Annotated in this window: 25 protein-coding genes and 1 tRNA gene; 7 read left to right on the top strand and 19 right to left on the bottom strand. The window is 37.3% G+C overall.

Annotation, left to right across the window (positions count from 1 at the left end; all coding sequences use genetic code 11):
- Nucleotides 1-319 precede the first annotated feature (319 nt).
- Nucleotides 320-619, top strand: a complete 300-nt coding sequence (locus tag LUD75_RS03565; RefSeq protein WP_232704322.1) for an HU family DNA-binding protein — start codon at nt 320-322, stop codon at nt 617-619.
- 69 nt (nt 620-688) lie between these two features.
- Here LUD75_RS03565 and ribA read toward each other — a convergent pair whose 3' ends face one another.
- The 9 genes from ribA to LUD75_RS03520 all read right to left on the bottom strand — a co-directional run bounded on the left by ribA (nt 689) and on the right by LUD75_RS03520 (nt 9,965).
- Complete coding sequence (gene ribA / locus LUD75_RS03560) at nt 689-1,285, bottom strand: GTP cyclohydrolase II (protein WP_232704321.1); 597 nt, start codon at nt 1,283-1,285, stop codon at nt 689-691.
- Nucleotides 1,286-1,305: 20 nt separating this feature from the next.
- Complete coding sequence (locus LUD75_RS03555; protein ID WP_232704320.1) at nt 1,306-1,764, bottom strand: hypothetical protein; 459 nt, start codon at nt 1,762-1,764, stop codon at nt 1,306-1,308.
- The gene (locus LUD75_RS03550; protein ID WP_232704319.1) at nt 1,761-2,375 is read right to left on the bottom strand and encodes a DUF4254 domain-containing protein; all 615 of its coding nucleotides are present in this window, start codon (nt 2,373-2,375) and stop codon (nt 1,761-1,763) included. Before LUD75_RS03550 ends, LUD75_RS03555 begins: the two co-directional genes overlap by 4 nt.
- Nucleotides 2,376-2,384: 9 nt before the next feature.
- Nucleotides 2,385-2,612 (bottom strand): twin-arginine translocase TatA/TatE family subunit, encoded by a 228-nt coding sequence (locus LUD75_RS03545; protein WP_232704318.1) that lies wholly within the window; start codon nt 2,610-2,612, stop codon nt 2,385-2,387.
- A gap of 30 nt (nt 2,613-2,642) precedes the next feature.
- Nucleotides 2,643-4,178: a M23 family metallopeptidase gene (locus LUD75_RS03540; RefSeq protein ID WP_232704317.1), complete on the bottom strand. Its 1,536-nt coding sequence runs from the start codon at nt 4,176-4,178 to the stop codon at nt 2,643-2,645.
- A complete protein-coding gene (locus LUD75_RS03535) occupies nt 4,175-4,972 on the bottom strand; it encodes a DUF4292 domain-containing protein (RefSeq protein WP_232704316.1) in 798 nt (265 codons plus the stop codon). Before LUD75_RS03535 ends, LUD75_RS03540 begins: the two co-directional genes overlap by 4 nt.
- A gap of 127 nt (nt 4,973-5,099) precedes the next feature.
- Nucleotides 5,100-6,119: a sugar phosphate nucleotidyltransferase gene (locus LUD75_RS03530; protein ID WP_232704315.1), complete on the bottom strand. Its 1,020-nt coding sequence runs from the start codon at nt 6,117-6,119 to the stop codon at nt 5,100-5,102.
- A gap of 45 nt (nt 6,120-6,164) precedes the next feature.
- The gene (locus tag LUD75_RS03525; protein WP_232704314.1) at nt 6,165-7,622 is read right to left on the bottom strand and encodes an oligosaccharide flippase family protein; all 1,458 of its coding nucleotides are present in this window, start codon (nt 7,620-7,622) and stop codon (nt 6,165-6,167) included.
- 45 nt (nt 7,623-7,667) lie between these two features.
- Complete coding sequence (locus tag LUD75_RS03520) at nt 7,668-9,965, bottom strand: GH92 family glycosyl hydrolase (protein WP_232704313.1); 2,298 nt, start codon at nt 9,963-9,965, stop codon at nt 7,668-7,670.
- Between the two features lie 239 nt (nt 9,966-10,204).
- On the opposite strand from LUD75_RS03520, the gene LUD75_RS03515 reads away from it, so the two are divergent.
- Nucleotides 10,205-11,545, top strand: a complete 1,341-nt coding sequence (locus LUD75_RS03515; protein WP_232704312.1) for a dihydroorotase — start codon at nt 10,205-10,207, stop codon at nt 11,543-11,545.
- A gap of 131 nt (nt 11,546-11,676) precedes the next feature.
- Here LUD75_RS03515 and LUD75_RS03510 read toward each other — a convergent pair whose 3' ends face one another.
- Entirely contained in the window at nt 11,677-12,279 is a 603-nt protein-coding gene (locus tag LUD75_RS03510) for an NAD(P)H-dependent oxidoreductase (RefSeq protein ID WP_232704311.1), read from the bottom strand.
- A gap of 165 nt (nt 12,280-12,444) precedes the next feature.
- Between LUD75_RS03510 and LUD75_RS03505 the strand changes: the two genes are divergently transcribed.
- Entirely contained in the window at nt 12,445-12,831 is a 387-nt protein-coding gene (locus LUD75_RS03505; RefSeq protein WP_232704310.1) for a helix-turn-helix domain-containing protein, read from the top strand.
- Nucleotides 12,832-12,899: 68 nt separating this feature from the next.
- On the opposite strand, the gene LUD75_RS03500 is transcribed toward LUD75_RS03505, so the two are convergent.
- The 8 genes from LUD75_RS03500 to LUD75_RS03465 form a co-directional block, all read right to left on the bottom strand.
- Nucleotides 12,900-13,796, bottom strand: coding sequence for a response regulator transcription factor (locus tag LUD75_RS03500; protein ID WP_232704309.1), 897 nt, complete (start codon nt 13,794-13,796; stop codon nt 12,900-12,902).
- A 16-nt stretch (nt 13,797-13,812) separates the two neighbouring features.
- Nucleotides 13,813-14,814 (bottom strand): aldo/keto reductase, encoded by a 1,002-nt coding sequence (locus LUD75_RS03495; RefSeq protein WP_232704308.1) that lies wholly within the window; start codon nt 14,812-14,814, stop codon nt 13,813-13,815.
- A gap of 103 nt (nt 14,815-14,917) precedes the next feature.
- On the bottom strand, nt 14,918-15,832 hold the full coding sequence (locus LUD75_RS03490; RefSeq protein ID WP_232704307.1) for a helix-turn-helix transcriptional regulator: 915 nt from the start codon (nt 15,830-15,832) through the stop codon (nt 14,918-14,920).
- 42 nt (nt 15,833-15,874) lie between these two features.
- On the bottom strand, nt 15,875-16,774 hold the full coding sequence (locus tag LUD75_RS03485; RefSeq protein ID WP_232704306.1) for an SDR family oxidoreductase: 900 nt from the start codon (nt 16,772-16,774) through the stop codon (nt 15,875-15,877).
- Nucleotides 16,775-16,857: 83 nt separating this feature from the next.
- Nucleotides 16,858-17,772 (bottom strand): AraC family transcriptional regulator, encoded by a 915-nt coding sequence (locus tag LUD75_RS03480; protein WP_232704305.1) that lies wholly within the window; start codon nt 17,770-17,772, stop codon nt 16,858-16,860.
- A gap of 20 nt (nt 17,773-17,792) precedes the next feature.
- Nucleotides 17,793-18,530, bottom strand: coding sequence for an SDR family oxidoreductase (locus tag LUD75_RS03475; protein ID WP_232704304.1), 738 nt, complete (start codon nt 18,528-18,530; stop codon nt 17,793-17,795).
- Nucleotides 18,531-18,635: 105 nt separating this feature from the next.
- Nucleotides 18,636-19,550 carry an AraC family transcriptional regulator gene (locus LUD75_RS03470; protein ID WP_232704303.1) on the bottom strand — a complete coding sequence of 305 codons (915 nt, stop codon included), beginning with the start codon at nt 19,548-19,550 and terminating at the stop codon, nt 18,636-18,638.
- 48 nt (nt 19,551-19,598) lie between these two features.
- The gene (locus LUD75_RS03465) at nt 19,599-20,438 is read right to left on the bottom strand and encodes an SDR family NAD(P)-dependent oxidoreductase (RefSeq protein WP_232704302.1); all 840 of its coding nucleotides are present in this window, start codon (nt 20,436-20,438) and stop codon (nt 19,599-19,601) included.
- Between the two features lie 216 nt (nt 20,439-20,654).
- Between LUD75_RS03465 and LUD75_RS03460 the strand changes: the two genes are divergently transcribed.
- The 3 genes from LUD75_RS03460 to LUD75_RS03450 all read left to right on the top strand — a co-directional run bounded on the left by LUD75_RS03460 (nt 20,655) and on the right by LUD75_RS03450 (nt 24,372).
- Nucleotides 20,655-21,536 (top strand): SDR family oxidoreductase, encoded by an 882-nt coding sequence (locus LUD75_RS03460; protein ID WP_232704301.1) that lies wholly within the window; start codon nt 20,655-20,657, stop codon nt 21,534-21,536.
- A 5-nt stretch (nt 21,537-21,541) separates the two neighbouring features.
- A complete protein-coding gene (locus LUD75_RS03455) occupies nt 21,542-21,967 on the top strand; it encodes a hypothetical protein (protein WP_232704300.1) in 426 nt (141 codons plus the stop codon).
- A 206-nt stretch (nt 21,968-22,173) separates the two neighbouring features.
- A complete protein-coding gene (locus LUD75_RS03450) occupies nt 22,174-24,372 on the top strand; it encodes a M1 family metallopeptidase (protein WP_232704299.1) in 2,199 nt (732 codons plus the stop codon).
- A 115-nt stretch (nt 24,373-24,487) separates the two neighbouring features.
- On the opposite strand, the gene ribB is transcribed toward LUD75_RS03450, so the two are convergent.
- The gene (gene ribB, locus LUD75_RS03445; RefSeq protein ID WP_232704298.1) at nt 24,488-25,609 is read right to left on the bottom strand and encodes a 3,4-dihydroxy-2-butanone-4-phosphate synthase; all 1,122 of its coding nucleotides are present in this window, start codon (nt 25,607-25,609) and stop codon (nt 24,488-24,490) included.
- Between the two features lie 320 nt (nt 25,610-25,929).
- Between ribB and LUD75_RS03440 the strand changes: the two genes are divergently transcribed.
- Nucleotides 25,930-26,000: transfer RNA gene (locus tag LUD75_RS03440), tRNA-Cys, on the top strand.
- The last annotated feature ends 94 nt before the right edge of the window (nt 26,001-26,094 follow it).

Below are 26,094 nucleotides of genomic sequence, written 5' to 3'. Positions count from 1 at the left end.
AGATTTTCTTTTTCCTTCAAAGTGTAGTAATTCCGGAATTTAAATTGATTATAAATACAGTTGAAATCTATATTTCTTTTTGTGAATTTATGAATTTGGCATAATTTTGATACGAAGTGATACTATTGTTGATGGATAAAGGTAAATTATTAAAAACGAAATGCGAAAAAACGTGTATTTTCGTTAATACTTAATTTGTTGAAAATGCATCATTTTAAAAAGAAACATACATAGTTCGCCAAATTTTATAAAAATATTTGCACGATATGAAAATTGTCTTATATTTGCTATAACAACATAACTTTAATTAATAAATATTATGAACAAGTCTGAATTAATCGACGCTATTGCGAAGGATGCAGAAATCACAAAAGCTGCTGCTAAAAAAGCTTTGGAATCATTTGTTGCTAACGTAACAGAAACACTTAAGAAAAAAGACGGTAAAGTATCTCTAGTAGGCTTCGGTACTTTCTCAGTATCTGAAAGAGCTGCAAGACAAGGTATCAACCCTGCAACTAAAAAACCAATCCAGATTGAAGCAAAAACAGTTGCTAAATTCAAAGCTGGAGCTGATTTGGCTACTGCAGTTGCTGGTCCTGCTAAAGGAAAGAAAAAATAATCTTATTTGAGTTTATTCAAATAAAAAACCGTCGCAAGACGGTTTTTTTGTTTTTATTATTCTTTAAAACTAAGCGTTTTCATCATCCAAAAGATGTCCAAAAAAGTCTTTTTTAGTTTTGAGATATCCTGCGCTGGAATCATTTGACTTGATCTGCAAAGGAATTCTGGAATTGAAATTAATCCCACTTTCCTGTATGATTTTAATCTTTTCGGGATTATTGGTCATTAGATTCAGAGATTTTACATCTAATTTTTCCAGCATCTGTATGGCAATGTCAAAATTGCGGTCATCTGCTGGTAGTCCTAGCTCCAAGTTGGCCTGCACTGTATCAAAACCTTTTTCCTGTAGGGCATAAGCCTTTAGTTTATTAATGATTCCAATATTTCTACCTTCTTGTCTAAGGTAAATAATCATCCCACCATTTTCCTGCATATATTGCATTGCAGAATTCAGTTGTTGTCCGCATTCGCATTTTTGAGAATGAAAAACTTCTCCGGTAATACATTCTGAATGAATCCTTACGTTAACAGGTTTGCTGAGATCTGTACCTTTAGCAATGAGAGCCATATGCGGCATCCAATCTTTTTCATTTTCAGAAAAAGCCATCATTCTGAATTCCCCAAAATCTGTGGGAACATTCGATTCTGCTTGTATTTGTAACATTAAGTAAGTAGAAGTAATAGTTAGTTCGAAGACATTGCTGTATCTTCAGTCTTTGATTGAGACGCTTCCAGTAGATTGATATTGGTTTTGATTTTAACCATATATCTATTCAGAACTTCCTCATCATCCTGCACCATAAATTTTCTAAGCTTCTGAATTTTTTTATAATACTTTTCAAAATCTTCCAGAGATCTATGCTTTGTGGATTGATTGAAATCCCGCACAGCACCCAAGTAATCGGAAAGCGAGACTTTTAATGAAGAAACTTCTCTATTCACGGCATCATTTCTGAATTTTGGAAATGTAGCAATGAGATTGGAAATTGAAGACGCATAAACAATTGCTTCCGGAGACAGGTAAGAATACGTATCCGAAAGCAAATCAGAATGTACCTGTTCCGACGCTGCTGAGTTGGTGGAACAAGATCCTAAAAAGGCTGTAATAATTGTTATCGCTAAAAGTTTATGAAAACTTTTCATTTTTTCTGCATTTTTTGATACAGGATTGGGTTAAGACTCTCATCGTTATACATCTTCATCTGCTTATAAAGCTTCATCTTAACTTTACCGTTCTCAATATCAGCAAGCAACTGATCTATGGCTGTTGAAAGATCTTTTTTCTGTTCCAAAAGTACATTCAACTTTTGTGAGCATTGTAATTTATGTTCTTCGGAAGCATCTTCACGAGAAGCTTCAATAGACATATGATATATCTTCAAAGACAGGATAGAAAATCTATCTATGCACCAAGCCGGAGTTTCGCTGTTGATTCTTGCATCTGCATCTGCCGTAATATTCTCGAAGTTTTTGTAAAACCAAAAATCAATCTGTTCTACCAGATCTGTTCTTTTTTGATTTAATTTATCAATTCTTCTTTTAATTTTTAAAGCTTCTGATGGATCGATATCTTCTTCACGAATAATATCTTCCAAATGCCATTGAACGGTATCAATCCAATTCTTTGAATACAAAATCCATTCCAAACTATCAGCCTGGAATGGATTGTTTTCTAGTGAATTAACATCGTCATTGATATGATAATCTCTAACCGACTGATTAAAGATTTCCCATGATTTTTCTGTCAAACTCATCAATAATTCTTATAAATGTGAATTAGGATCATTTGGTGTGGAGGATGTGGAAGTAGGATTGGTAGGATCTTTTTTCTTGTCCTCCTCTTTTACAGCATCCTTAAACTCTTTGATACCAGAGCCTAAACCTTTCATTAATTCGGGGATTTTCTTTCCTCCAAACAACAAAAGCAAGATCAAGGCTACAATTAAAATATGCTGCCAAGAAATACTTAATATAACAGTGGATAATGTCATCTTGATTTTTTTACAAAGTTAAATTATTTTTTAATACGAAACCCATCCTAAAGGATCAACTGGATTTTGACCGCTCCAAACCTGGAAATCTAATGTAACAGATCCATCAAAATCGCTGCCAACTTCTCCAATCAGTGTTCCGGCGGAGACTTGCTGATTGGCTTTTACCAATGTGCTGGCAAGATTGGAGTAAACCGTGAAGAAACTTCCGTGCCTTACAATTACAGTTCTGCTGCCATTAATAACCTGAATATTAGAAACAATTCCAGGAAATACACATCGTGCTTTGGTGCCTGGTGAAACGGCTATCTTAATTCCGATATTATCTTCTACAATATTTTTAAAAACCGGATGCGGCTGTCTACCAAAACGGTGTGTCACAGTTCCCTTTTCAACCGGGAATCCAATTCTGCCTTTGTTATCCGCAAAATTATTTCCTACAGTTGAACCTACGCCGTAACTTTTCATTACTTTTTTCTCGGCTGCATCCTTCGCATCATCATTGGTTTTATTCACGGCTGCCTCATTAGCTTTTGCAGATGCTACTTTTTCATTGGCTATTCTTGCTCTGTCTGCGGCTTCCTTACTTGCTCTTTCAGCGGCCTCTTTTCTCTCGATTGTTTTGTTGGTCTCAGCGAGCTTTCTTTCTTCCTCTGCACGTTTTGCAGCTAAGTCACTTGCTCTTTTGGCTTCTAGTTCAGCTCTTTTTCTTTCAGCTTCTGCAGCTGCGATTTTTGCTCTGTTTTCAGCTTCTATTCGGTCTTTTTCGCGTTTTGCTGCAATTTCTGCCAGCCTTTTTCTTTCAGCTTCAGCTTTTCTTTCGGCTTCTTCCTTGGCTTTGGCAATTCTTATTTCTTCAGCAATGATATTTCTGATCTGGCGCTCAAGCTCCTTGGATTGCGTCTGTTTTTGTCTCAGTTCTGCAGTCAGTTTTGCTTCATTTTTCTTGAATTCCTCCAGTAGTTTTTGTTTTTGGATTCTTTCGGCTTCTATGGTTGCAAGATCCTTTTTCTGATTGAGAAGAAGATTGTCTTTTTCCGAAACGTACTTTTTCTTCAGCGCAATGTTTTTCTTGATTTCATTGGCTTTGTTCGAAATTTCCGCAGCTTTTTTGTCCTGGTATTCAGAATATCTTTTCAAATATTCAATTCTGTTTAGCGCTTCGCCCATATTTTTGGAAGAAAGGATGAAGGTAACTTTATTCTGAACACCTTTTGTTTTATAAGCTTTTACGAGAATCTCAGCGTAATTTTTTCTTAAAACCGTCAGCTCACGGTTGTTTTTGTTGATTTCCAGCTGTCTTGTATAAATATCGTCTTCAATGAATCTCTTTTCCTTCTGAGTATTATTGTAAACTTTTTCACGCAAAGTCAGTTTCTGATTTACGGCATTTAGATATGCGATAGAAAGTTTGGATTCCTGTTTTGTCTGGTTTAATGAAGCATTGATGGTAGAAATCTGTTTCTTAAGATCGGCATTCTGCTTTTGCAAAACCTCTTTATCTTTTTGTCCAAATGCGCTTCCGAAAAGGATGATACTTATAAAAAAACTTAATTTCTTTATCATTTAATTTCTGTCTTTTTGTAATTGGCAGGAACGTTATAAGTAGTTTCCATGCGGGAGAAATCAAATTTCGTATTTTCTAGTAATATTTCGTCTGTTTTGTTGGCTTTTATAATTATTTTAACACTTTTCGGGAAGCTCTCATTATTGAGAATTTCTCTGTTGGAATAAGTAATGTCAAGCTGATCATTGTTTGCCGGATTTGAAAGTAAAACGTGACTTAGATTGAAATCAGCGTCATAGTCCAAAGAGATTTTGTACTCCGTTGTTTTACCGTTTTCAGTAATTTTCTGATTTTGTTTTGAAGTCAAATTGAAACCTGAAATATTTTGAGTCAGTACATAATCATTTTCTGAAACAGGAATAAAAGTCTTTCCTAAAAGAAGATTTTGCAGAGCATTGTAATCTATGAAATTAACATTCAGCAATTTATTAAGATAGCCAAAATCTGAATCAATGTAAGTTTTATCCAGTTTATAATAACCTTTGATACCTTCCGGAGTCGCAACACCACGAGCAGCCTGAAGAATCACAGCAGTTAGATTCATCCAAACTTTTTTACCATTCTCGATGTAAATCACAGCGTCTAAAGTCGGAATGAAAGATCCCGTTTTCGCATCAATTTTACTGCTGATTTTAACCGCATCAAAAGTCGATTTTTTCTCAATTGCAGAGAAGAAATTGGTGTTATTTGAAATTGGTTTTGTAGTACTGATTGGTGCCGTAGTTTGGTTTTTCTGAACTTTACAAGAGGTTACAAGTAAAGCTGAAACTATGATGAGAATGTATTTTTGCATAATTTTTTTAGGATGAAACTTACAATATTAACGCCAAAAATAAACTTATATTTCCACGCAGGTATCTAAAAAAAACTTTGTCAAAGTTCCAGACCTTGACAAAGTTGATATTTTATTAAAATTAAATTTAATCTTTCGAAAGGAAATCCAAAACAGAATAATCTCCCAAAGAAATCTCTCTAGCAACGCCGAAATACTTGGCAGAGTTTCCAATCATTGAGTTGCTAAGGTTTCCGTGGTCAATGATCGTATTTTCCTGGATTAATGAATTGTCGATGTTAGAATTGATCACCACTGTATTGTTTCCAAGAGAAACATTAGGACCGATTTTAGAATTCAAAATCTTTACATTTTCACCAATGAAACAAGGCGGAATGATCATACAGTTTTCAATTTCTGCAGATTCCGGAAAGTTCGCCATATTAGCTCTTTCGTATTGAAGAATTTTGCTGTTGGTTTCTACAGTTGCGTTTTTGTTTCCGCAGTCCATCCAGTCATCTACTTTTCCAAGAGAGAATTTTGCGCCCTTTGATCTAAGATTTTCAAGAGCCGTTGTCAGCTGAAATTCGCCGCCTTCGGTAATATTATTTTCCATAATATGATCGATTTCGGTCATCAGTTTCTCAGCAGAATTGAAATAATAAATTCCAATAATGGCAAGATCCGATACAAATTCCTTCGGTTTTTCTACAAAATCTGTAATGAAACCATAGTCATCCAATTTCACAACGCCAAAAGCTGAAGGATCTTCAACTTTTTTCACCCAGATTACGCCGTCTGCGTTGGTGTCGAGATGGAAATCTGCGCGGAAAAGTGTGTCTGCAAATGCAATAATTACCGGTCCGCTCATACTTTCTCTCGCACAATTGATAGCGTGAGCTGTTCCAAGAGGTTCAGTCTGAGCATAGATGCTTCCTTTTGCACCAAGATCTTCAGCAACTTTGATCAGTGACGCCTCAACCTCAGCACCAAAATCTCCGATGATAAATGCGATTTCTTCAATAGGCTGATTTGCAACTTTTGCAATATCTTCTACCAGTCTTTGTACAATTGGTTTTCCGCCAATCGGGATCAATGGTTTAGGAACCGTCAAAGTGTGAGGTCTAAGTCTGGATCCGCGACCAGCCATTGGAACTATTATTTTCATAAATTTTTATTGTTAAGTTTTTGACTAGTAATAAATTAATAGATTTTATTTTATGCCGATTTTGTTTAATATTTTTTGAGGAATCAAATTTTCTTTCTTTAACAAAATGGTTGCCAAAAGTAAAAATATAAGATTTCCCAACCAAATATTTTCTTTTAAATATTGGTAATATGCCAAAGATACAACTATTGTTATAAGAATGATAATTGTATTTTTATAGAGATTATAGGGTACTGGATATTTGTATTGTCCCCAAATGTATGATATGACCATCATTGCGAAGTAACTGGCCATAGTTGCCCACGTTGAAGCCCAATATCCGTATTTAGGAATAAAATAAAAATTAATAATTATGGTTACTAAAACGCCAATTCCTGAAATGTAAGCACCGATAATTGTTTTGTCGGTCAACTTATACCAAATCGAAAGGTTGAGATAAATTCCCAAAAACAAACTCGCAAAAAACAAAATAGGCAGAATCGAAATTCCCTCGTAATATTCCGGATTGTTGATGTAAACTTTTGCAATCCAGTCCAAATTAACAGATAAGAACAACACAATCAAACAGTTGATGGCGATGAAAATGTCCATTAGTCTGACATACATTTCTTTTGCATTTGCATTTTTGGAATTGCTGAAAAAGAACGGTTCTATTCCCAAAGAATAGGCTTGTCTGAACAAAATTACAAACGTCACTACTTTCGCAACGCCACCATAAACGCCCAATTCGTGTCTTCCGATTTCGTCCGGCAAAAGAAATTTAAGGAATTGTCTGTCAAAGGTTTCATTAATGATTCCAGCTAAACCTGCAATGGTGATTGGCCAGGAATATTTTATCATTTTTTTCCAAAGTTCCCAAGAGAAATGCTTTATCCTTGTGATTAATAATTCTTGTGATAACATCAAAAAAGTGACAGCACTTGCTGCAAGATTCGCGACAAAAACATAACCGATTCCAAATTCAGAATTATATTTCAAACCAAAAATTCCTTCCGGATATCTTGGAAGAATGATTATGAAAAATACAACCAAAAGGAAATTAATAATACCATTTGTAATTCTAATTCCGGCATATTTTAAAGGTCTTTCGTTTTTCCTTAACATTACAAATGGCATTGCAGAAAAGGCGTCCAAAGCTAAAGTCACTGTAAGAATTGCCAACAAATCAACTTGGTCCGGCGTTTTGAAAGCAATTGCTAAAGGTTGTCGGTACACTAAAGTAAAAAATAAATAAACCAATGTCACAGCCAGAACACTGAAAAAAGCAGTTGAAATCAATTTTCTGTCGTCTTTTTCATCCAACGCAAATCGGAAAAATGTGGTTTCCATTCCGTGGGTCAAGAGCACGGCGATAACGCCGGCTACAGAATAAAAATCGGCAAAAGGAGAATAGGCTGTTGGACCGAATGTTCTTGTAATAATTGGATTAATTACAAACGGAAACAGTCTGATAATCACAGTTGTTAATCCATAAAGAGCGGTTTGTCCGAGAAGCTTCTTCAATTCAAAAATTTTTGCAAAAATAATCTATTCTGACAAGAATCCGATTTATTTCTTCAGCTTATAATTCATAAAGAAAACCAATTTCCCACCTTTCATAATGTCTTCGTGCTTCAATTTGTAACCTTCAAACGGTTTTCCATTCAGCTCGATTCTTTCGATGTAAACATTCTTTTCTGATTGATTTTTAGCTTCAATTTCAAATGTTTTTCCGTTCTCCAAATTCAATTTTGCGTTGACGATACTCGGACTTCCAATCCAATATTCATCGGAACCTGGCGACACGGGATAGAATCCCAAACTGCTGAAAATATACCAAGCACTCATCTGTCCGCAATCGTCATTTCCACCCAATCCGTCGGGTTTTGCTTTATATTGCATCGTCAGGATTTTTCGGATTTGAGATTGCGTTTTCCAAGGTTGACCGGCAACATTATAAAGATAAGCCACGTGATGCGCAGGTTCGTTTCCGTGAACATAACCACCGATAATGCCTTCTCGCGTGATGTCTTCCGTGTCAGCGAAAAATTCGTCAGGCAAATGCATTGAAAATAATTCGTCAAGATTTTCTCCGAATTTCTTTTGTCCGCCCATTGATTTCATTAAATCTTCAGGATTGTGCGGAACGAAGAAACTGTAATTCCAGGAATTTCCTTCGATAAAGCCTTGTCCGTGCGTGCTCATCAAATCAAATTCCTTCTTGAAACTTCTGTCAGACAATCTCGGTCTCATAAAACCAATTGATTTATCGAAAACATTTTTCCAATTTTCGGAACGTTTCAGATATTCGTTGTAGATGTCTGTTTTTCCCAATTTTTTGGCAATTTGTGCAATCGCCCAATCGTCATAAGCATATTCCACCGTGTTGGAAACCGACGTTCCATTTTTCTCTGCAGAGATGTAACCTTTGTCGATATATTCGCCGATGCCTTCGTAATTTCTTTTGTTAGAAGTCGCGATACAAGCCTTCAAAGCTTCTTCTGGATTTCCGGTGTAAGTACCTTTGACAATCGCATCAGCAATTAAAGAAACCGAGTGATAACCGCTCATACACCAATTTTCATTTGCGTAATGCGACCAAACAGGCAACATTTTCAAACTGAATTGGTCGTAATGCGCCATCATCGACTGAATCATATCATTGTTCCGTTTTGGCTGAATGATGTTGAAAAACGGATGCAAAGCACGGTAAGTGTCCCAAAGTGAAAACGTCGTGTAATTCGTAAAACCTTTGGCCTGATGCACATTTTGGTCAAGTCCTTTGTACTCGCCGTTCGTGTCCATATAAGTGGTTGGATTGATGAACGTGTGATACATCGCCGTGTAAAAATTCACTTTGTCATCTTCTGAAAGTGTGTTGACAACGATTTTATTCAATTCTTTATTCCAATCATTTTGGGCTTGAGATTTTACTTTTTCAAAGTTCCAGTCCGGCGTTTCTTTGGTTAAATTTTCCAGAGCATTGGCCTGACTGACTGGCGAAATCGCAAATTTGATTTGAACTTTTTCATTTTCCTGAGTATCGAAATCAAAATGCATTCTGATTTTCTTGCCTGCAATCTCTGGGAAATTTTCGTCCTGATTCCATTTTCTCCAGAAACCGCGATAAGCTTGTTTTGTGTCAAAATTTTTCTGACCATAAGATTTGAACGGCTTCGAAAATTCCATTGCGAAATAAACCGTTCTCGTTCTTGCCCAGCCATTGGTTTGTCTGTAACCCGTGATTCGGTGGTCGTTTTCAATCCTTACATAAGTCCAGACATTTTTGTCATCATAATTATAAATTCCCGCCATCAAATCCAAAATAATATGCGCATCATCAGATTTGGGGAAGGTGTATTGATGAACGCCAACCCTTGTTGTAGCCGTCATTTCGGCCAAAATATTATAATCGTCAAGTTTCACTTTGTAATAGCCAGCTTCCGCTTTTTCGTTTTGATGTGAAAATCTAGAACGGAATCCACTTTCGGGTTTTTGGCCAGTTCCAGGATTTAATTTTAATTTTCCAACTGTTGGCATTATCAAAAAATCACCCAAATCCGAATGTCCGGTTCCACTAAAATGCGTGTGCGAAAATCCGACGATTGTTTTGTCTTCGTAACGGTAGCCAGCACAATATTTATAAACATCAGGATTGTATTTTCCATTGACTTCATAAGACAGCGAATCGGTTTCCGGACTCAGCTGAACGGCGCCAAAAGGAACTGTCGCTCCGGGAAAAGTGTGTCCCATTTTTTCGGTGCCGATGATTGGATTCACGAATTTCGAGAGGTTTTCTAATTTTTGGGAACTGAATAATGAAGCGAATAAAACGGGTAGAATTAAAATGTATTTTCTCGGAGACATTCTTTGGAATTTTTAAGCAATTTAAGAATATTAATTTATGATTGAATTAATTTGAACCACATAGACACATAGAATTATTGAAAAAATTCATATCAAAAAGTTTACATAATAGAATTTAATCTATTTGAACTTAATTATATTTTTTGAAACTATGTGTCTATGTGGTTTAATTTTATAGATTCAAAAACTTGAGTAATAATTTTCAAAAACTTAATTTTGTTTCAATCTAAAAAAGTAAAATGAAAATTCTAATAAAAAACGCCCAAATCGTAAATGAAAATCTGGTCTTCGAAAACGATATTCTGATTGAAAATGATTTGATTTCCAAGATTTCAAAAAATATCTCTGAAGAAAATGTTGACCAAATTATTGATGCTTCAGGAAAATATTTGTTACCAGGAATTATTGATGACCAAGTTCATTTCCGTGAACCAGGCTTAACACAAAAGGGCGACATCGAAACCGAATCAAAATCTGCAATCGCGGGCGGAATCACAAGTTTCATCGACCAACCAAATACGGTTCCGAATGCTGTAACTCAGGAATTGTTGGCTGATAAATATGAAATTGGCTCTCAAAAAGCCTACGCCAATTACGGTTTTATGATGGGCGGAACGAATGATAATCTCGCAGAAATCCTCAAAACAAATCCAAGAAATGTTCCCGGAATCAAATTGTTTTTAGGCTCATCCACAGGAAATATGTTGGTTGATAATCCTGAAACTTTGGAAAATATTTTCAGCAACACCAAAATGCTGATTGCCGTTCATTGCGAAGATGAAGCGACGATTCGCGAAAACACGGAAAAGTACAAAGCGGAATTTGGCGACGATATTCCTGTAAAATTCCATCATTTGATTAGAAGTGAGGAAGCTTGTTATAAATCATCTTCAAAAGCAATTGAATTAGCGCAGAAAACGGGCGCGCGACTTCACGTTTTCCATCTGTCAACAGCGATTGAAACAGACCTTTTCCGAAATGATATTCCTTTAAAAGATAAAAAAATAACGGCGGAAGTTTGTGTTCATCACTTGACTTTCACCAACGAAGATTACGAAACAAAAGGAAACCTCATCAAATGGAATCCGGCTGTCAAAACTTTGAAGGACAAAGACGGACTTTGGGAAGCATTGCTAGACGACAGAATTGATGTCATTGCGACTGATCACGCGCCTCACACCTGGGAAGAAAAGCAAAATGTTTATACGAAATGTCCATCAGGAGCGCCTTTGGTTCAGCATTCTTTGGTTGTGATGTTGGAGAATTTTAGAAATGGAAAAATCACTTTGGAGAAAATCGTTGAGAAAATGTGTCACAATCCTGCGATTCTATTTAGAATTGAGAAAAGAGGTTTTGTGAGAGAAGGTTACAAAGCGGATTTAGTTTTGGTGGATTTGGATGAAAATTGGACAGTCGCCAAAGAAAATATTCTCTACAAATGTGGCTGGAGTCCGTTGGAAGGAACTGAGTTTCATTCTAAAGTGACACACACATTCGTCAATGGAAATTTGGTTTACGATAATGGAAAAATCAATGAGGAAAAATTTGGGGAGCGATTGCTTTTTGAAGTTCAGGAATAAAATAAAAAGACTGCATCATCGCAGTCTTTTTTGTTTCTCGCAGATGAAGCAAATTTTGCAGATGATTACATTGAAAAAATCTGCTTTATCTGCCAAATCTGCGAGAGATTATTTTCTAATAAATTTAAATATTAGTCAATAATAATGCTGTCAATTCCTTTTGCCAAAGCATTTTCCATAATTCCCGGAATCGACAAGCCTTCTGCACGAAATACGCTGACATCTTTGACGCCGTAGAAACCAAAGACATTTTTTACATAAGGAACATTCGAGTCAAAAATTTGATAAGGTCCTTCTGAATAAATATTTCCGGATGCGAAAGCAATGTATAATTTCTTGTCATTCAGCAGACCTTCAGGACCTTTTTCGCTGTATTTAAAAGTGTAACCTGCTCTTGAAGTAAAATCAAAATACGCTCTGAGTGTGGTGGGAACAGAGAAATTGTACATCGGAGAATCGATGACAATAATGTCGGCTTCCTGAAGTTCCGAAATCAAATTTTCAGAATAGGCATTGATGGACCGTTGCTCGGGCGAATGACTTTCTGCGGGAGAGAAAAAAGTGTTGATGTGTGCTTCTTCCAAAAGCGGAACAAGGTTTTTTGTCAGGTCACGTTCTTTTACCACGCTGTCAGGATATTTCCCTTGGATTTTTTCGATAACCGCATTTCCTAATTTTCTGCTTGCGGACAAATCCTTTCTCGGACTCGAAATAATGTGAAGTATGTTTTTCATAAGTCAGTAATAATTTTTTTAAAGGTCATATGGAATCGCTTCTCAGCGATTTCAATTTTTTTTGATGATTAAAATTCTTCAACAAAATTATGTACATTTGCTTATCAAAAGTTAGTAGTGAACAAAAGGTTAGTAGTAACCTTTGAGTTAGTTAAGCTTATTTTTATGGAAAAAATTATTGAATTTGAAGAGCCAATTACAGCTCGAAGATGTTCCGAAAGTCTGTCGTCTGTGGAAGATGCGATTTATGTCATCGGCGGAAAATGGAAACTGAAAATTATCATCGCGTTGCAGGAACAGGGAAGTATTCGGTTCAATGAGCTGCAAAGAATCGTTGTGGGAATATCTGCAAGAGTACTTTCGAACGAATTGAAAGATTTGGAAATCAATGGTTTTGTAAAAAGAATCGTTCACAGCGAACAAACGCCTGTGGTCGTAGAATATATTTCCACAGATTATAGCAAAACGTTAAAGCCGGTCATAATGGCGCTTTCCGAGTGGGGAAGAACACATAAAAATAATCTCCGAGAAGATATTTTCGAAAATAAATAAGACGCTCGCAGATTTGGCAGATTTAAATTCAATCTGTACAATCCACAAAATCTGCGAGAGAAATATTTTTAATTAAACGACTGCCGAAATTCCAACGGCGACATTTTAGTCTTCTTTTTAAACAAGGTACTGAACGACTGCGAATGTTCAAATCCCAGTTCGTAAGCTATTTCACTCACCGATAATTCCGTGGTTGAAAGTTTCTCTTTCGCTTTGCTGATGAGCTTTTCGTGAATATGTTGTTGCGTATTTTGTCCGGTTTGGATTCTTAATAAATCACTTAAATAATTCGGAGAAAGATTCATCGCTTCGGCAATTTGATGAACCGTCAAAAGTCCTTTTTCGGAAGATTCTTTATCAAAATATTCATTCAAAAACGTTTCAAATTTCGTCAAAAGCTGATGACTTCCACTTTTTCGCGTAATGAATTGTCGCTCGTAAAAACGTTTGGAATAATTCAGTAACAATTCAATTTGCGACAGAATAATTTCCTGCGTGTGCTGGTCGATGTGCTGACATTCTTTATCGATTTTATTTAGAATTTCAAGCAAGTCATTTTCCTCATCTTCCGATAGATGCAAGGCTTCATTCACGGCGTAAGAGAAAAATCCATACGACGAAATTGTTGTTGCCAAAGGCTGTTTCAAAAGAAAATCTTCGTGAAAAATCAGCAGATAACCCGTATTTTCACAATCCATTGTTTTCAAATCGAGATACTGAACCTGATTAGGTGCCGTAAAACTCAAAACACCTTTGTCGTAATCGTAATGTTGCTGGCCGTATTTTATTTTTCCCGTCGCATTTCGTTTCAGCGCGACACAATAATATCGGCTCACAAAACCTTTCCAGACCTCATCTTCAATGAAAATACTTTCAGAAAGATTGATAACGCTGACCATCGGATGTTTGGGTTCCGGAAGCGACAATAACCTGTGAAAAGCCGAAATGGAGGTAATGGTGTTCATTCTATCAATTTAAAATTTAATAATCCAAAAGTCCCATACTGAATTCGTCGTAAGGCGCGCCAGTATCGGTTCCTAAAGGTACAATACTTTCCAGTTTTGCAAGCTCATTTTCACTTAAAACAATTTTTCCGGCTTCGATATTTTGTTCAAGATATTTTCTTCGTTTCGTTCCCGGAATCGGAACAATTCCTTTGCTGATAATCCAAGCCAAAGCCAATTGTGAAGAAGTAATTTCTTTTTCTTTAGCAAGATTTTCAATAGCTTCCACCAATTCAATATTCTTATGGAAATGTTGTTCCTGAAATCTTGGAATTCCTCTTCGGAAATCGTTTTCCGGCAAATCATCAATCGAACGAATTTGTCCGGACAAAAATCCTCTTCCCAATGGAGAATACGCCACAAAACCAATTCCCAATTCATTCAAAGTCTTGATAACGCCTTTCTCTTCAACCGTTCTTTCAAACAACGAATATTCACTTTGAACCGCTGTGATTGGATGAACGGCGTGCGCTTTTTTGACCGTCTCAGAAGAAACTTCAGACAAACCAATGTACCCGATTTTCCCTTCCTTCACCAAATCGCTCATCGCACCAACCGTTTCCTCAACCGGAACATTTTTATCCAGACGATGCATATAGTAAAGGTCGATGTAATCCGTTTTCAGGTTTTTCAGCGAACGCTCAACCGATTTTTTCACATAACCTTTCTGTCCATTGATTTTCCAAGTCACTTGCTCATTATCATCGATTTCCCAACCGAATTTAGTCGCGAGAATGTATTGGTCACGAGTGCCTTCAATGGCTTTTGCAATCAATCGCTCATTTGCAAAAGGTCCATACAAATCGGCTGTGTCGAGAAAATTTCCGCCCAATTCCAAAGAACGATGAATGGTTGCAATGGCTTCCTGTTCATCGGTTTTACCATACATATCTGCGTCGCCAAAACCTGTCATTCCCATACATCCCAAGCCGATATTCGGAATGATTAATCCTTGATTTCCTAATTTTACTTTATTCATTTTTTCAATATTAATTTTGATAAAGCAAAGTTGAGCATAAGTGAAGAATCCGATGTATGCAAAATGAAGATTGTCGTATGCAAATTACGGATTGAAGATTTTTTTAATTAAAAGACTTCCGAAACTCCAACGGCGAAATATCCGTTTTAGCTTTAAACAGTTTATTGAAAGACTGAGAATGTTCAAAGCCCAGTTCATACGCAATTTCACTTACTGAAAGTTCGGTGGTAGAGAGTTTTTCTTTGGCTTTTTCAATGAGTTTTTCGTGGATAATCTGTTGTGTCGTTTGTCCGGTCAAAGTTTTCAGGAGACTGCGCATATATTGTGGCGACATATTTAGTTCTTCTGACAGAAACTGAACGCTAGGCAGTCCTTTTTCTTTAAAATCATCTCTTTCAAAATAATCATTAAGCAAAACCTCTAATTTTTCTAAGAACTGATGATGTGCTTTGTGCCGGGTTAAAAATTGTCTTTGATAGAATCTTTCTGAATAATTCAGAAGTGTTTCCAACTGAGAGATAATTATATTCTGACTGAATTTGTCAATATTCGCCTGGTATTCCTGCTTAATGTTTTCGGTGATTTGCTGGATTTTTATTTCCTCATCTTCGGATAAAAACAGGGCTTCATTCACAGAGTAATCAAAGAATTCATATTTTTTGATGGCAGTTGCCAATGGCGTATTCCAAAGAAAATCCGGATGAATCATCATCATCCATCCGGAAGGATTTTTGCCGTGCTCTTCTCTGATGACGCTCAGAATCTGATGCGGTGCCATACAGAACATCACACCTTCGTCAAAATCATAATCCTGCTGGCCGTATCTGTATTTATGATTCATATTCCGTTTGACAGAAATCATATAAAAATCAAATATCAGACTCTGCTTTCCGCTTTCTAAAGCGGGTGCCATATCCTGAAAATTAATCACACTGATGAGCGGATGTTTCGGCTTTGGCAAACCTCTCAATGTATGAAATTGGGAAATGGTTTTTATTCTTATCGGCGAGTCAGACATTGGTTTAATATTTAATCAAATTTAATGAATATAAACTACAGATTATTTTGGTTCAAGGAAATAAACATCACTTTTCAAATCCTCCATCAAAGTTGGATGTTGAGGTTCCCAGCCTAAAGCTGATTTGGTTTCTTCGCTTGAAGTTAAATTATTAAGCTTTGTAAAATGTGCAAACCATCCAAAATGATCTGCTGCTTCCTCGTCTTTAAGGGAAACCAACGGAACATCCAATTTTTCAGCAATTTCTGTTGCAATGTCTTTTAACCGAATGCCCTGTTCTCCAACTGCGTGATATCTGGTTCCGCTTTCAAAAGGATTTTCCAAAGCCAATCGGTACAATTTCGCAGCATCCAATTTGTGAACTGCAGGCCAAAAATTATCGCCGTCATTGATCACAGCAGATTTGCCTTTTTCTTTTGCAATCCTAATCAATGTAGGGACAAAACCAATGACATCGCCTTTACCGTGAACGGATGGCGACAATCTTATAACTGCCACCTTCACACCTTTTGCGGATACAGCATCGGCAGCATTTTCTGTAGCGATTCTTGGATGTGGATTTACTGAGCGGTCTGTTTCTACAGTAAGTCCGTCTTTTGAAAAAAGTGCCGTCCCTGAAGTAATCAGAAAAGGTTTTTCGGTTCCCAACAATGCTTCACCAATGGTTTCAATTACTTTTCCATCTAATTCACACATTTCTGCAAATCTTGTAAAATCATGAACAAATCCTAAGTGAATCACTGCGTCTGAAGCTTTAGCTCCCGATTTCAAACTTTCAAAATCGTTTAAATCTCCTCGGTGTGCTTCTGCGCCGGCCGCAATAAGTTTGTTTGCCGATTCCTCTGAACGCGCCAATCCTAAAACCTGATGGCCATTGGCTAATAATTCCTGTACTACGGCTGTTCCTACAAAACCTGTAGCGCCTGTAACAAATACTTTCATTTTGATATATTTTAATGAAGCAAATTTGAGGTTTCGCTGTTGTATTCTTGTAGCCGAAAAGTAATTTCTTGTAGCCGAAAAATTTAATTAAATGACTTCCGAAATTCCAAAGGCGAAATATCCGTTTTAGCTTTAAATAACTTACTGAAAGACTGAGAATGCTCAAAGCCCAGTTCGTACGCAATTTCACTTACGGAAAGTTCGGTGGTTGAGAGTTTTTCTTTGGCTTTTTCAATCATTGCATTTTGAATATATTGCTGTGTATTGAGTCCTGTCAATGATTTCATCAAATCGCTTAAATAACGTTGGGACAATTGCAATTCTGCACAAATATTTTGCACAGATGGCAGACCGTTCTTGAGTCCGCTGCGATTGTTGAAATAATTTTTCAGTAATAGGTCTAATTGACTGATGACATTGTTGTTCAAAGCTTTTCTGGTAATGAACTGCCGATTGTAGAACCTGTTGCTGTAATTTAATAATAATTCAATTTGTGTGACCAAAACATCCTGACTGAAATTATCAATACTATTCGTTAACTCCGCAGCAATTGAGTTAAACAGATTAGTGATAATATCTTTCTCTTTTGCCGATAAAAACAAGGCTTCGGAAACATTGTATGAAAAAAATCCGAACTGGTCTATCTGTTTTCCTAAAGGATAATTCAGAATAAAATCCGGATGAAAATACAATGCAAAGCCCACATAACTTTCTTTATCGTCCGGCGTATAGACAATTTGTTTGGGTTTTAGGAAAGCCAATCCGCCTTCTTCGAAATCATAATAGCCTTGTCCGTACTTCGTTTGCCCTTTAAAATCGGGTTTAAAAGAAATTTTATAAAAATCGATACTTAACTTTTGTCCTTTTTCAAGCATTTCGGCAGAAACATCATTGTAATTGATCAAAGCAATCAACGGATGCAAAGGCGCAGGCAATCCGAGTTCCCGCATCAGTTGTGAGATGCTTTCGATGTGATGGATATCTGTTTTTTGCTGCATTTTATAAGACTCAAAGATAATTAATTTTGTTTTGCCGGACGAATGACGATGTCACCGATTTCAACTTCTTTTGGCTGACTGATGGCATAGATGACAGCATCGGCAACAGCTTCCGGGCTTATGGCTAATTGTTCCATATTCTGTTGAATGACAGTTTTCATTGATTCATTTTTTATATGATTTGCAAAGTCAGTTTTCACGACGCCGGGCGAAATTCCCGTAATTCTGATCTTCCCATCCGATTCCTGACGAAAGGCTTCCGAAATAGTACGAACAGCATTTTTTGTACCTGCATAAATCCCCTGTGTCGGAACAATTTTGATTCCTGAAGTAGAAATGATATTCACAATATGACCCGACTGCTGTTGTTTGAAAACAGGAATTGCGGCTGCCATTCCATACAAGACCCCTTTAATATTGATGTCAATCATTTGCTCCCAGCCGTCAACATCCAGTTCATCAATCCGGCTAAGCTGCGCCACTCCTGCATTATTGATGATGACGTCTAATGTTCCGTATTTTTCAATAGCAGCGTTTACAAAATGAATCAAATCTTCTTTTTTGCTCACATCTATTTTTACAGAGATTGCATCGCCGTTGTTGTTTTTAATGTAATCAACTATGCTTTGCAATTGCTCAATGTTCCGCGCTCCCAAAACAACTTTCACCCCGTTTTCTGCCAATTTTATGGCAATCGCTTTTCCAATTCCTGCACTTGCTCCGGTAACAGCTACCACTTTTCCTTTAAGATTTTGCATAATATTTTGTTTTAATTTATTATGCAAAGTTCTTGATTGCCAAAGTGAAAAAAATAACCAAATTGGTCTTTAGTGTAGCAATATTGGTAAACGGAATTTTATTGATTAATTAAAAGATTTCCGAAATTCCAAAGGCGAAATATCCGTTTTAGCTTTAAACAGTTTACTGAAAGACTGTGAATGCTCGAATCCCAATTCATACGAAATTTCACTTACTGAAAGCGATGTTGTTGAAAGTTTTTCTTTAGCTTTTTCAATTAGTTTTTCGTGGATGTGTTGCTGTGTGGTTTGTCCGGTTAATTGCTTCAATAAACTTCCTAAATAATTGGTTGAGATATTCAATTGTTCAGCAACATAATTGGCGGTCGGTAAGCCTTTATCAATCACATTTTCATTAAAATAATCTTCCAGAATGATTTCTAATTTATCTAAAACCTGATGATTGGTCTTTTTTCGGGTAATAAACTGTCTTTGGTAAAATCTTTCGCAGTAATTTAAAATCACCTCAATCTGAGAGATAATAATACTTTGTGTAAACTGGTCAATTCCCGATTGGTATTCTTTTTCAATGCCTTTGAAAAGTCCAATTAACGTCTCTTCTTCCTTTTCAGATAGGAATAATGCTTCGTTCACATCATAACCGAAAAATTTGTAGTTATTAATGGTTTTTGCCAAAGGTGTATTCCAAATAAAATCTGGATGAAAAGCCAAAAGATATCCTGATGGTTTTGTTTCATATTTGCTGATAACCATTTTGACAACCTGTCTCGGCGCAATAAAACACATTAAACCTTCATCAAAATCATACTGACCCTGACCGTAGTGAAGTTTCCCCTGAATATCTCTTTTGAAACCCATAAAATACAAATCCTGAACCCAGCTTATTTCGGATTCCTCGATTTGATACTCTACCAAACTGTAATCCACCAGACTGATGAGCGGATGCTGAGGTTTGGGCAATCCTGAAATTCTGTGAAATTCAGAAATGGTATCGATGGTGTATAATTTTCTGTTATGCATAACTTTAAAAATTAAAGGCAACAGCAAGAAACTGTTGCCTTTACAAATTTAATAATCTGTAGATGTACTTAGCGTTTTAAATTCAGAAATTTCACTTTGAAGTGCATTTAATTTATTTCCGGCAATACCGAATGCATCAGAGCCTAAAACCAAATGTACAGGCGGATTTTCCAATGCTACCAATTCCATCAATGCTACAGCTGCTTTTTCAGGGTCGCCGGGTTGATTTCCATTGATATCTTTTTCGTGTGCAGTCTGAAGTTGTCTTGCTACAGTGTATTCTTCCATTTCAGTTTTTGGTGTTCTGAGTGAACCACACGTTAAGAAATCTGTTCTGAAATATCCGGGATAAACTACGGTTGCATTTACTCCGAATTCTTTCACTTCCGCAGCCAAAGCTTCTGTAAAACCAACGACTGCAAACTTGGTGGCGCAGTAAATTCCCCAACCTGCAAATTCTCCTGTCAATCCACCAATAGAAGCGATATTGATAATGAATCCACTTTTCTGTTCTCTTAAATAAGGCATTGTCTTTCTGATGATATTTAAAGAACCGAAAACATTCGTGTCAAAATTCTGACGGCTTTCCAAATCTGAAATTTCCTCCAAAGTTCCCAATTGTCCGTAACCGGCGTTATTCACCACAACATCAAGCTTCCCGAATTTCTCTATTGATTTTGAAACCGCTGTCTCAACAGAATTTTCGTTAATCAAATCAACTTCGAGTGGAAGAAATGTCGCACTTTCTTCACTGATGGCTTTCTGAAGTTCAGCTATATTTCTTGAAGTTGCCGCTACGGAATAACCTTCTGCCAATAATCTTTTGACTAAAGTTAATCCTAATCCTTTTGAAGCTCCTGTCACGAACCATACTTTTTGTGTGTCCATTTTTTTACTTTAATTGATTAATTTTTACAGTACAAAGGTGGAAAAGAATGAAATCTTCAATGTGACCAAATCAAAGATTGTTGTAGCCAAAACTAATATGTCTGATGATGTGATAATATTTCGCGCATAACTTTTGTTAATTTCCAATACAAAATAAAAATCTAATTTTACCAAAGCCACAAATGATTTCAATTTTAATCTAAAATCATTCACTTAATGAATCCATATTCACAACCAATGTTGCGCGAAGACGCACTCAAAGATAAAGTTGCCATCGTGACAGGTGGCGGAAGCGGACTGGGAAAAGCAATGACCAAATATTTTCTTCAGCTCGGTGCAAAAGTCGTAATCACTTCCAGAAACCTGGAAAAACTTCAAGGAACTGCAAAAGAACTTGAAGAAGAAACCGGCGGAAAAGTCCTTTGCGTAGCCTGCGACGTCCGAAACTGGGACGAAGTGGAAGCTATGAAAGAAGCCACTTTGAAGGAATTCGGGAGAATAGATATTCTCTTGAACAACGCCGCCGGAAACTTCATCTCACCAACCGAAAGATTGACGCATTCTGCATTTGATTCCATCCTTGATATTGTTTTGAAAGGAACCAAAAACTGCACACTTTCCATCGGGAAATATTTGATAGACAACAAAGTTCCAGGAACGGTCCTGAATATTGTGACCACTTACGCCTGGACAGGCTCTGCTTACGTTGTTCCGTCCGCTTGTGCAAAAGCTGGCGTTTTGGCAATGACAAGAAGTCTGGCTGTAGAGTGGGGGAAATATAACATCCGTTTCAACGCGATTGCTCCAGGACCATTTCCTACCAAAGGTGCTTGGGACAGATTGTTACCTGGCGATATGAAAGATAAATTTGATCTGGCTAAAAAAAATCCACTCAAAAGAGTAGGAGAACATCAGGAACTGGCCAATCTTGCGGCCTATCTTGTTTCTGATTTTTCATCTTTCGTAAATGGCGAAGTGGTGACCATCGATGGTGGTGAGTGGCTACAAGGTGCCGGCGAGTTCAATATGCTGGAGGATATTCCGCAGGAGATGTGGGATACTTTGGAAGCCATGATCAAATCGAAGAAATCTAATTGATAAGAATGAACACGTTTATTCTATTTGTGGTGATAGCAATTTTGATTTTTGTTGTTGCATATTATTGGGATAAAAATTACAGAACTATCAATGACATCAGAACGTATGAAGATGTAGAAAAATTGGCGGAGTTTGATGGCGATTTTGAATATCGAGATGATGGTTTCTACTTGAAATCAAAAGAATCCCGAAGATTTATAAGATGGGACGAAATTATTAATGTCATATCTAAAAGATACTCTGTCGCTGGAGAATCTAAGATTGTTTATGAAATTAAAACGATAAATGAGTTGTTTGAAATAAATTTAGAAAAATCAGGTTTTTATAAGTTTAAAATTAAGCTTGACGAGAATTTACACATCATCACTAATTGGCAGAATACGCTTTCTAAAAATAATCAAGATGATATTATATTTGAAAGAAATAATTGACCTAATTTTCAATAATGCGATTCAATACAAAAAAAAGTAAGCTTACTCTTATCAAATACTAAGCTTACTCTTGACCAAATGTAAGCTTACTTTCACCCGATTGTAAGCCTACTTTTTTTTTGTCCTATCTCACAGTTATTCCTAATGATGTAACAAGTTCCGGATTTTATTGACTAATTTTATTTTAATAATAAATCTATTCCTCAATGAAATTCAAAATTCCAACACTTCTTTCTGCGGTTGCGATATTTGCCTTCTCAGCAAATAGCTACGCGCAGGAAACGCCTGCCTACAGCTACACCGAAGCTTTCAAACCCTTGTTCTATCCTCAGACCGGAACAGAAACGCGCTCTGCAAGCGGACAACCTGGTCACAAATACTGGCAGAACGCAGCAGACTATCAACTCAATGTCAGCCTTGATGCTGTTAAAAATGAGATCACAGGTTCAGCCGAGATCACTTATACCAACAACAGTCCTGACAAGTTAGGATTTCTATGGTTGCAATTGGATCAGAATCTTTTTGCAAAGGACTCGCGAGGTAATGGAGTTGTGCCACTTTCCGGAAGTAGAAATGGCGCCCACGGCGAAGAGTTTGATGGCGGTTACAAGATCAAATCTGTAAAATATGACGGCAAAGATGTGAAATATACCATCACCGATACCAGAATGCAAATTGATCTTCCAAACGATCTTAAAGCGAATGGTGGTGTTGCAAAATTGAAAATAGAATATTCTTTCCTTTCTCCGAAATACGGCTCTGATAGAATGGGTGTAGAGGATACTAAGAATGGTAAAATCTTCACAATGGCGCAATGGTACCCAAGAATGTGCGTTTATGACGACGTTTTGGGATGGAACACGATGCCATATTTAGGAGCTTCCGAATTTTATTTGGAATACGGCACTTTATCAGCCAATATTACAGTTCCTGCCAATCAGTACGTTGTAGCTTCAGGAGAATTGCTTAATGAAAAAGAAGTTTACTCCAAAGAAGAAGTAAGCCGTTGGAACAAGGCGAGAACCAGTGAGGCAACAGTTGCTATCCGCCCGGAATCTGAATTGGGAAAAAATAATGCAACAGGAACTAAAACCTGGAAATTCAAAATAGAAAAAGCGAGGGATTTCGCTTGGGCTTCGTCTGCAGCTTTCATTCTTGATGCTGCGAGAATCAATCTTCCAAGTGGTAAAAAATCTTTGGCAATCTCGGCTTATCCTGTAGAAAGTGCCGGCGAGAAAGCTTGGGGAAGATCAACAGAATACACGAAAGCTTCCATCGAACATTATTCAGGAAAATGGTTCGAATATCCTTATCCGGCAGCAACCAACGTTGCGGGGAACGAAGGCGGAATGGAATATCCGGGAATCGTCTTCTGTCATATGAGTTCCAAAGGCGAAAGTCTGTGGGGCGTTACCGATCACGAATTTGGCCACACCTGGTTTCCAATGATCGTAGGTTCCAACGAGAGATTGTTTGCCTGGATGGACGAAGGTTTCAATACTTTTATCAATGATGGTTCTACAGCGGCATTCAACAAAGGCGAATACTACCACAAGCAGGATATTGGCAAAATGGGAGGATTTGTCTTGAATGACAGCTACGAGCCGGTAATGGTAGGTCCTGATAATATGAAGGAAAGAAGCATCGGTGTTTTGGCTTACTTCAAACCGGGAATGGGATTGGGAATTTTAAGAGAAACAATCTTGGGTCCTGAGAAATTTGATAAAGCATTCAGAACTTATGTGGCACGTTGGGCATTCAAACATCCAACACCTTGGGATTTCTTCCACACAATGGAAAATGTTTCCGGAGAAGAGTTGAACTGGTTCTGGAGAGGCTGGTTTATGAACAAGTGGAAAGTAGATCAGGCAGTGAAATCGGTAAAACCATTCAATGGCGATTATAAAAACGGCGCACAGATCACGGTTGAGAATCTTGGTCAGTTGCCAATGCCGACAACGGTTGAAGTTAAATTCAAAGATGGAACAACTCAGGTGGTGAAATTACCTGTTGAGGTTTGGAAACGCAACACAGAATGGACGTTCAAAGTAAATTCTACCAAAGAAGTAAGTGAGGTGAAATTAGACCCAGCTTCCGGCGTTCCTGATATCAATGCAAAAAACAATGTTTGGACTTCAGCTCAAGCTGTGCCTGTGGAAAAAGTAAATATGAAAGAATTTGCAGGAACTTTCAGCACCAAAGAAGTGCCGTTGAAACTGACTTTCACAGAAAAAGGAGGGCAGTTGTACGGTCAAGCAACTGGTCAGCCAGAGTTTGCTTTGGAATATTTGGGACAGAACAAATTCTCTTTTGAGCAGGCCGATGTATCTATCACATTCAGTGCAGATAAAAAGAGCATCGACTTCTCACAAGGCGGAAGAGCATTCAAATTCACAAAAGAATAATTTATTATTACTTACAATCAAAAAAGCTCCGAAAAATAATTTCGGAGCTTTTTGCTTTTATAATTTAGATGAAAACGACATTAGTCAATCATCTATCAGTCTATGATCTCTTTGTCTATAAAGCCACCATTTCCGTCACCTCAACATCATACCCTGAAATTACAGGTTTGATATTAGGATTCTGCGTGATCACTTTAAATTTATTAATACCCAAGTCTTTCAGAATCTGAGTTCCAATGCCGTAATCGCGGAAGTTTGGTGCAATTGTCGGAAGCTCGCTGGTTCCGTCCTGATAATTAAGGAAATGCTGAAGTTTTCTGAGTGTATTTTCTTTGTTAGAAACATTGTTAATGAAAACCACTGCGCCTTTTCCTTCGGCATTGATCATATCAACAACGCGCTGCATCAAAGGATGTTCGCCGTTGGAAAGTCTGCTCAAGACATCAAAATAAGAACTCGAAGACTGAACTCTAACCAAAACAGATTCGTCTGGTGTCCAGGTTCCCGTCGTCAATGCAAAATGGATTTGTTCCGTCGGTTTCTCCTCAAAAACATAGAATTTGAAATCCCCGAAATGCGTTTTGATATCACGTTCCTCGATTCTTTCTACAAGATCGCCTTGTCTCAGTCTGTAGTGAATCAGATCTTCTATGGAAACCACTTTCAAATCGTGCTTCTTCCCGAATTCCAATAGATCCGGAAGTCTTGCCATATCGCCGTCATCTTTCATAATTTCGCAGATCACGCCGCCTTCTTTCAATCCGGCCAATCTTGTCAAATCGATCGCAGCTTCGGTATGTCCGGCTCTTTTCAAAACGCCGCCTTCTTTCGCACGCAAAGGGAATATGTGTCCGGGTCTCATCAGATCGCCGGGTTTGGTGTTCTCGTCCATAATCGCCAGGATTGTTTTTGCACGGTCGCCAGCAGAGATTCCGGTCGTTGCACCTTTTCCAAGCAAGTCAACAGAAACGGTAAATGCGGTTTCTTTCGGGTCGGTAGAATTGGCAACCATCGAATTTAGTTCCAGTTCGTCGCATCTTTTTTCAGTCAACGGCATACAGATCAAGCCTCTCGCGTGGATGGTCATAAAGTTGATGATTTCTGTCGTAGTCAGTTCTGCAGCGGCAAGAAGGTCGCCTTCGTTCTCACGGTCTTCGTCATCTACCACGATGATCATTTTTCCGTTTTTGAGGTCTTCTATTGCTTCTGCTATTGTATTTAGTTGGATCTTATCCATTGTTCTAAAATTTTTTTGCAAAGATACTTATTTAGAACCTAAATAAAGATTGTAAAAATCGATTAAAGATATGTAGAACGTGTATATTTTTAGGAGCCGGGAACCTGCTGTCCACTATTATCTTTTTGTTTTTTCAGAATGATTGGTTATCAAAACAAAACTTCTGCAAAAAAAAACAAAAAGGATAGCCGTTTCCATCAGGGCTAGGGGATTGGTCTTCAAATCAACATTTTACACAGTTTTAGAAATATTTTTTCAAATTAAAAGCCGATAAAATTTGAAATTTGAAAAAAAACACTAAATTTGCAATCCAAGAAAACGGTGCTTTGGCCGAGCGGCTAGGCAGTGGTCTGCAACACCATCTACAGCGGTTCGAATCCGCTAGGCACCTCACTAGTAAACCCTAATTCATTTATTAACAATGTTTTAGGGTTTTTTGTTTCTCATTAATTCCAACCAAATTCCAACCATTTCAAAAAAGTATC

The sequence above is a fragment of the Epilithonimonas sp. JDS genome (assembly GCF_021261315.1).
Lineage (GTDB): Bacteria > Bacteroidota > Bacteroidia > Flavobacteriales > Weeksellaceae > Epilithonimonas.
This window is presented reverse-complemented; position numbering and strand designations above follow the sequence as displayed.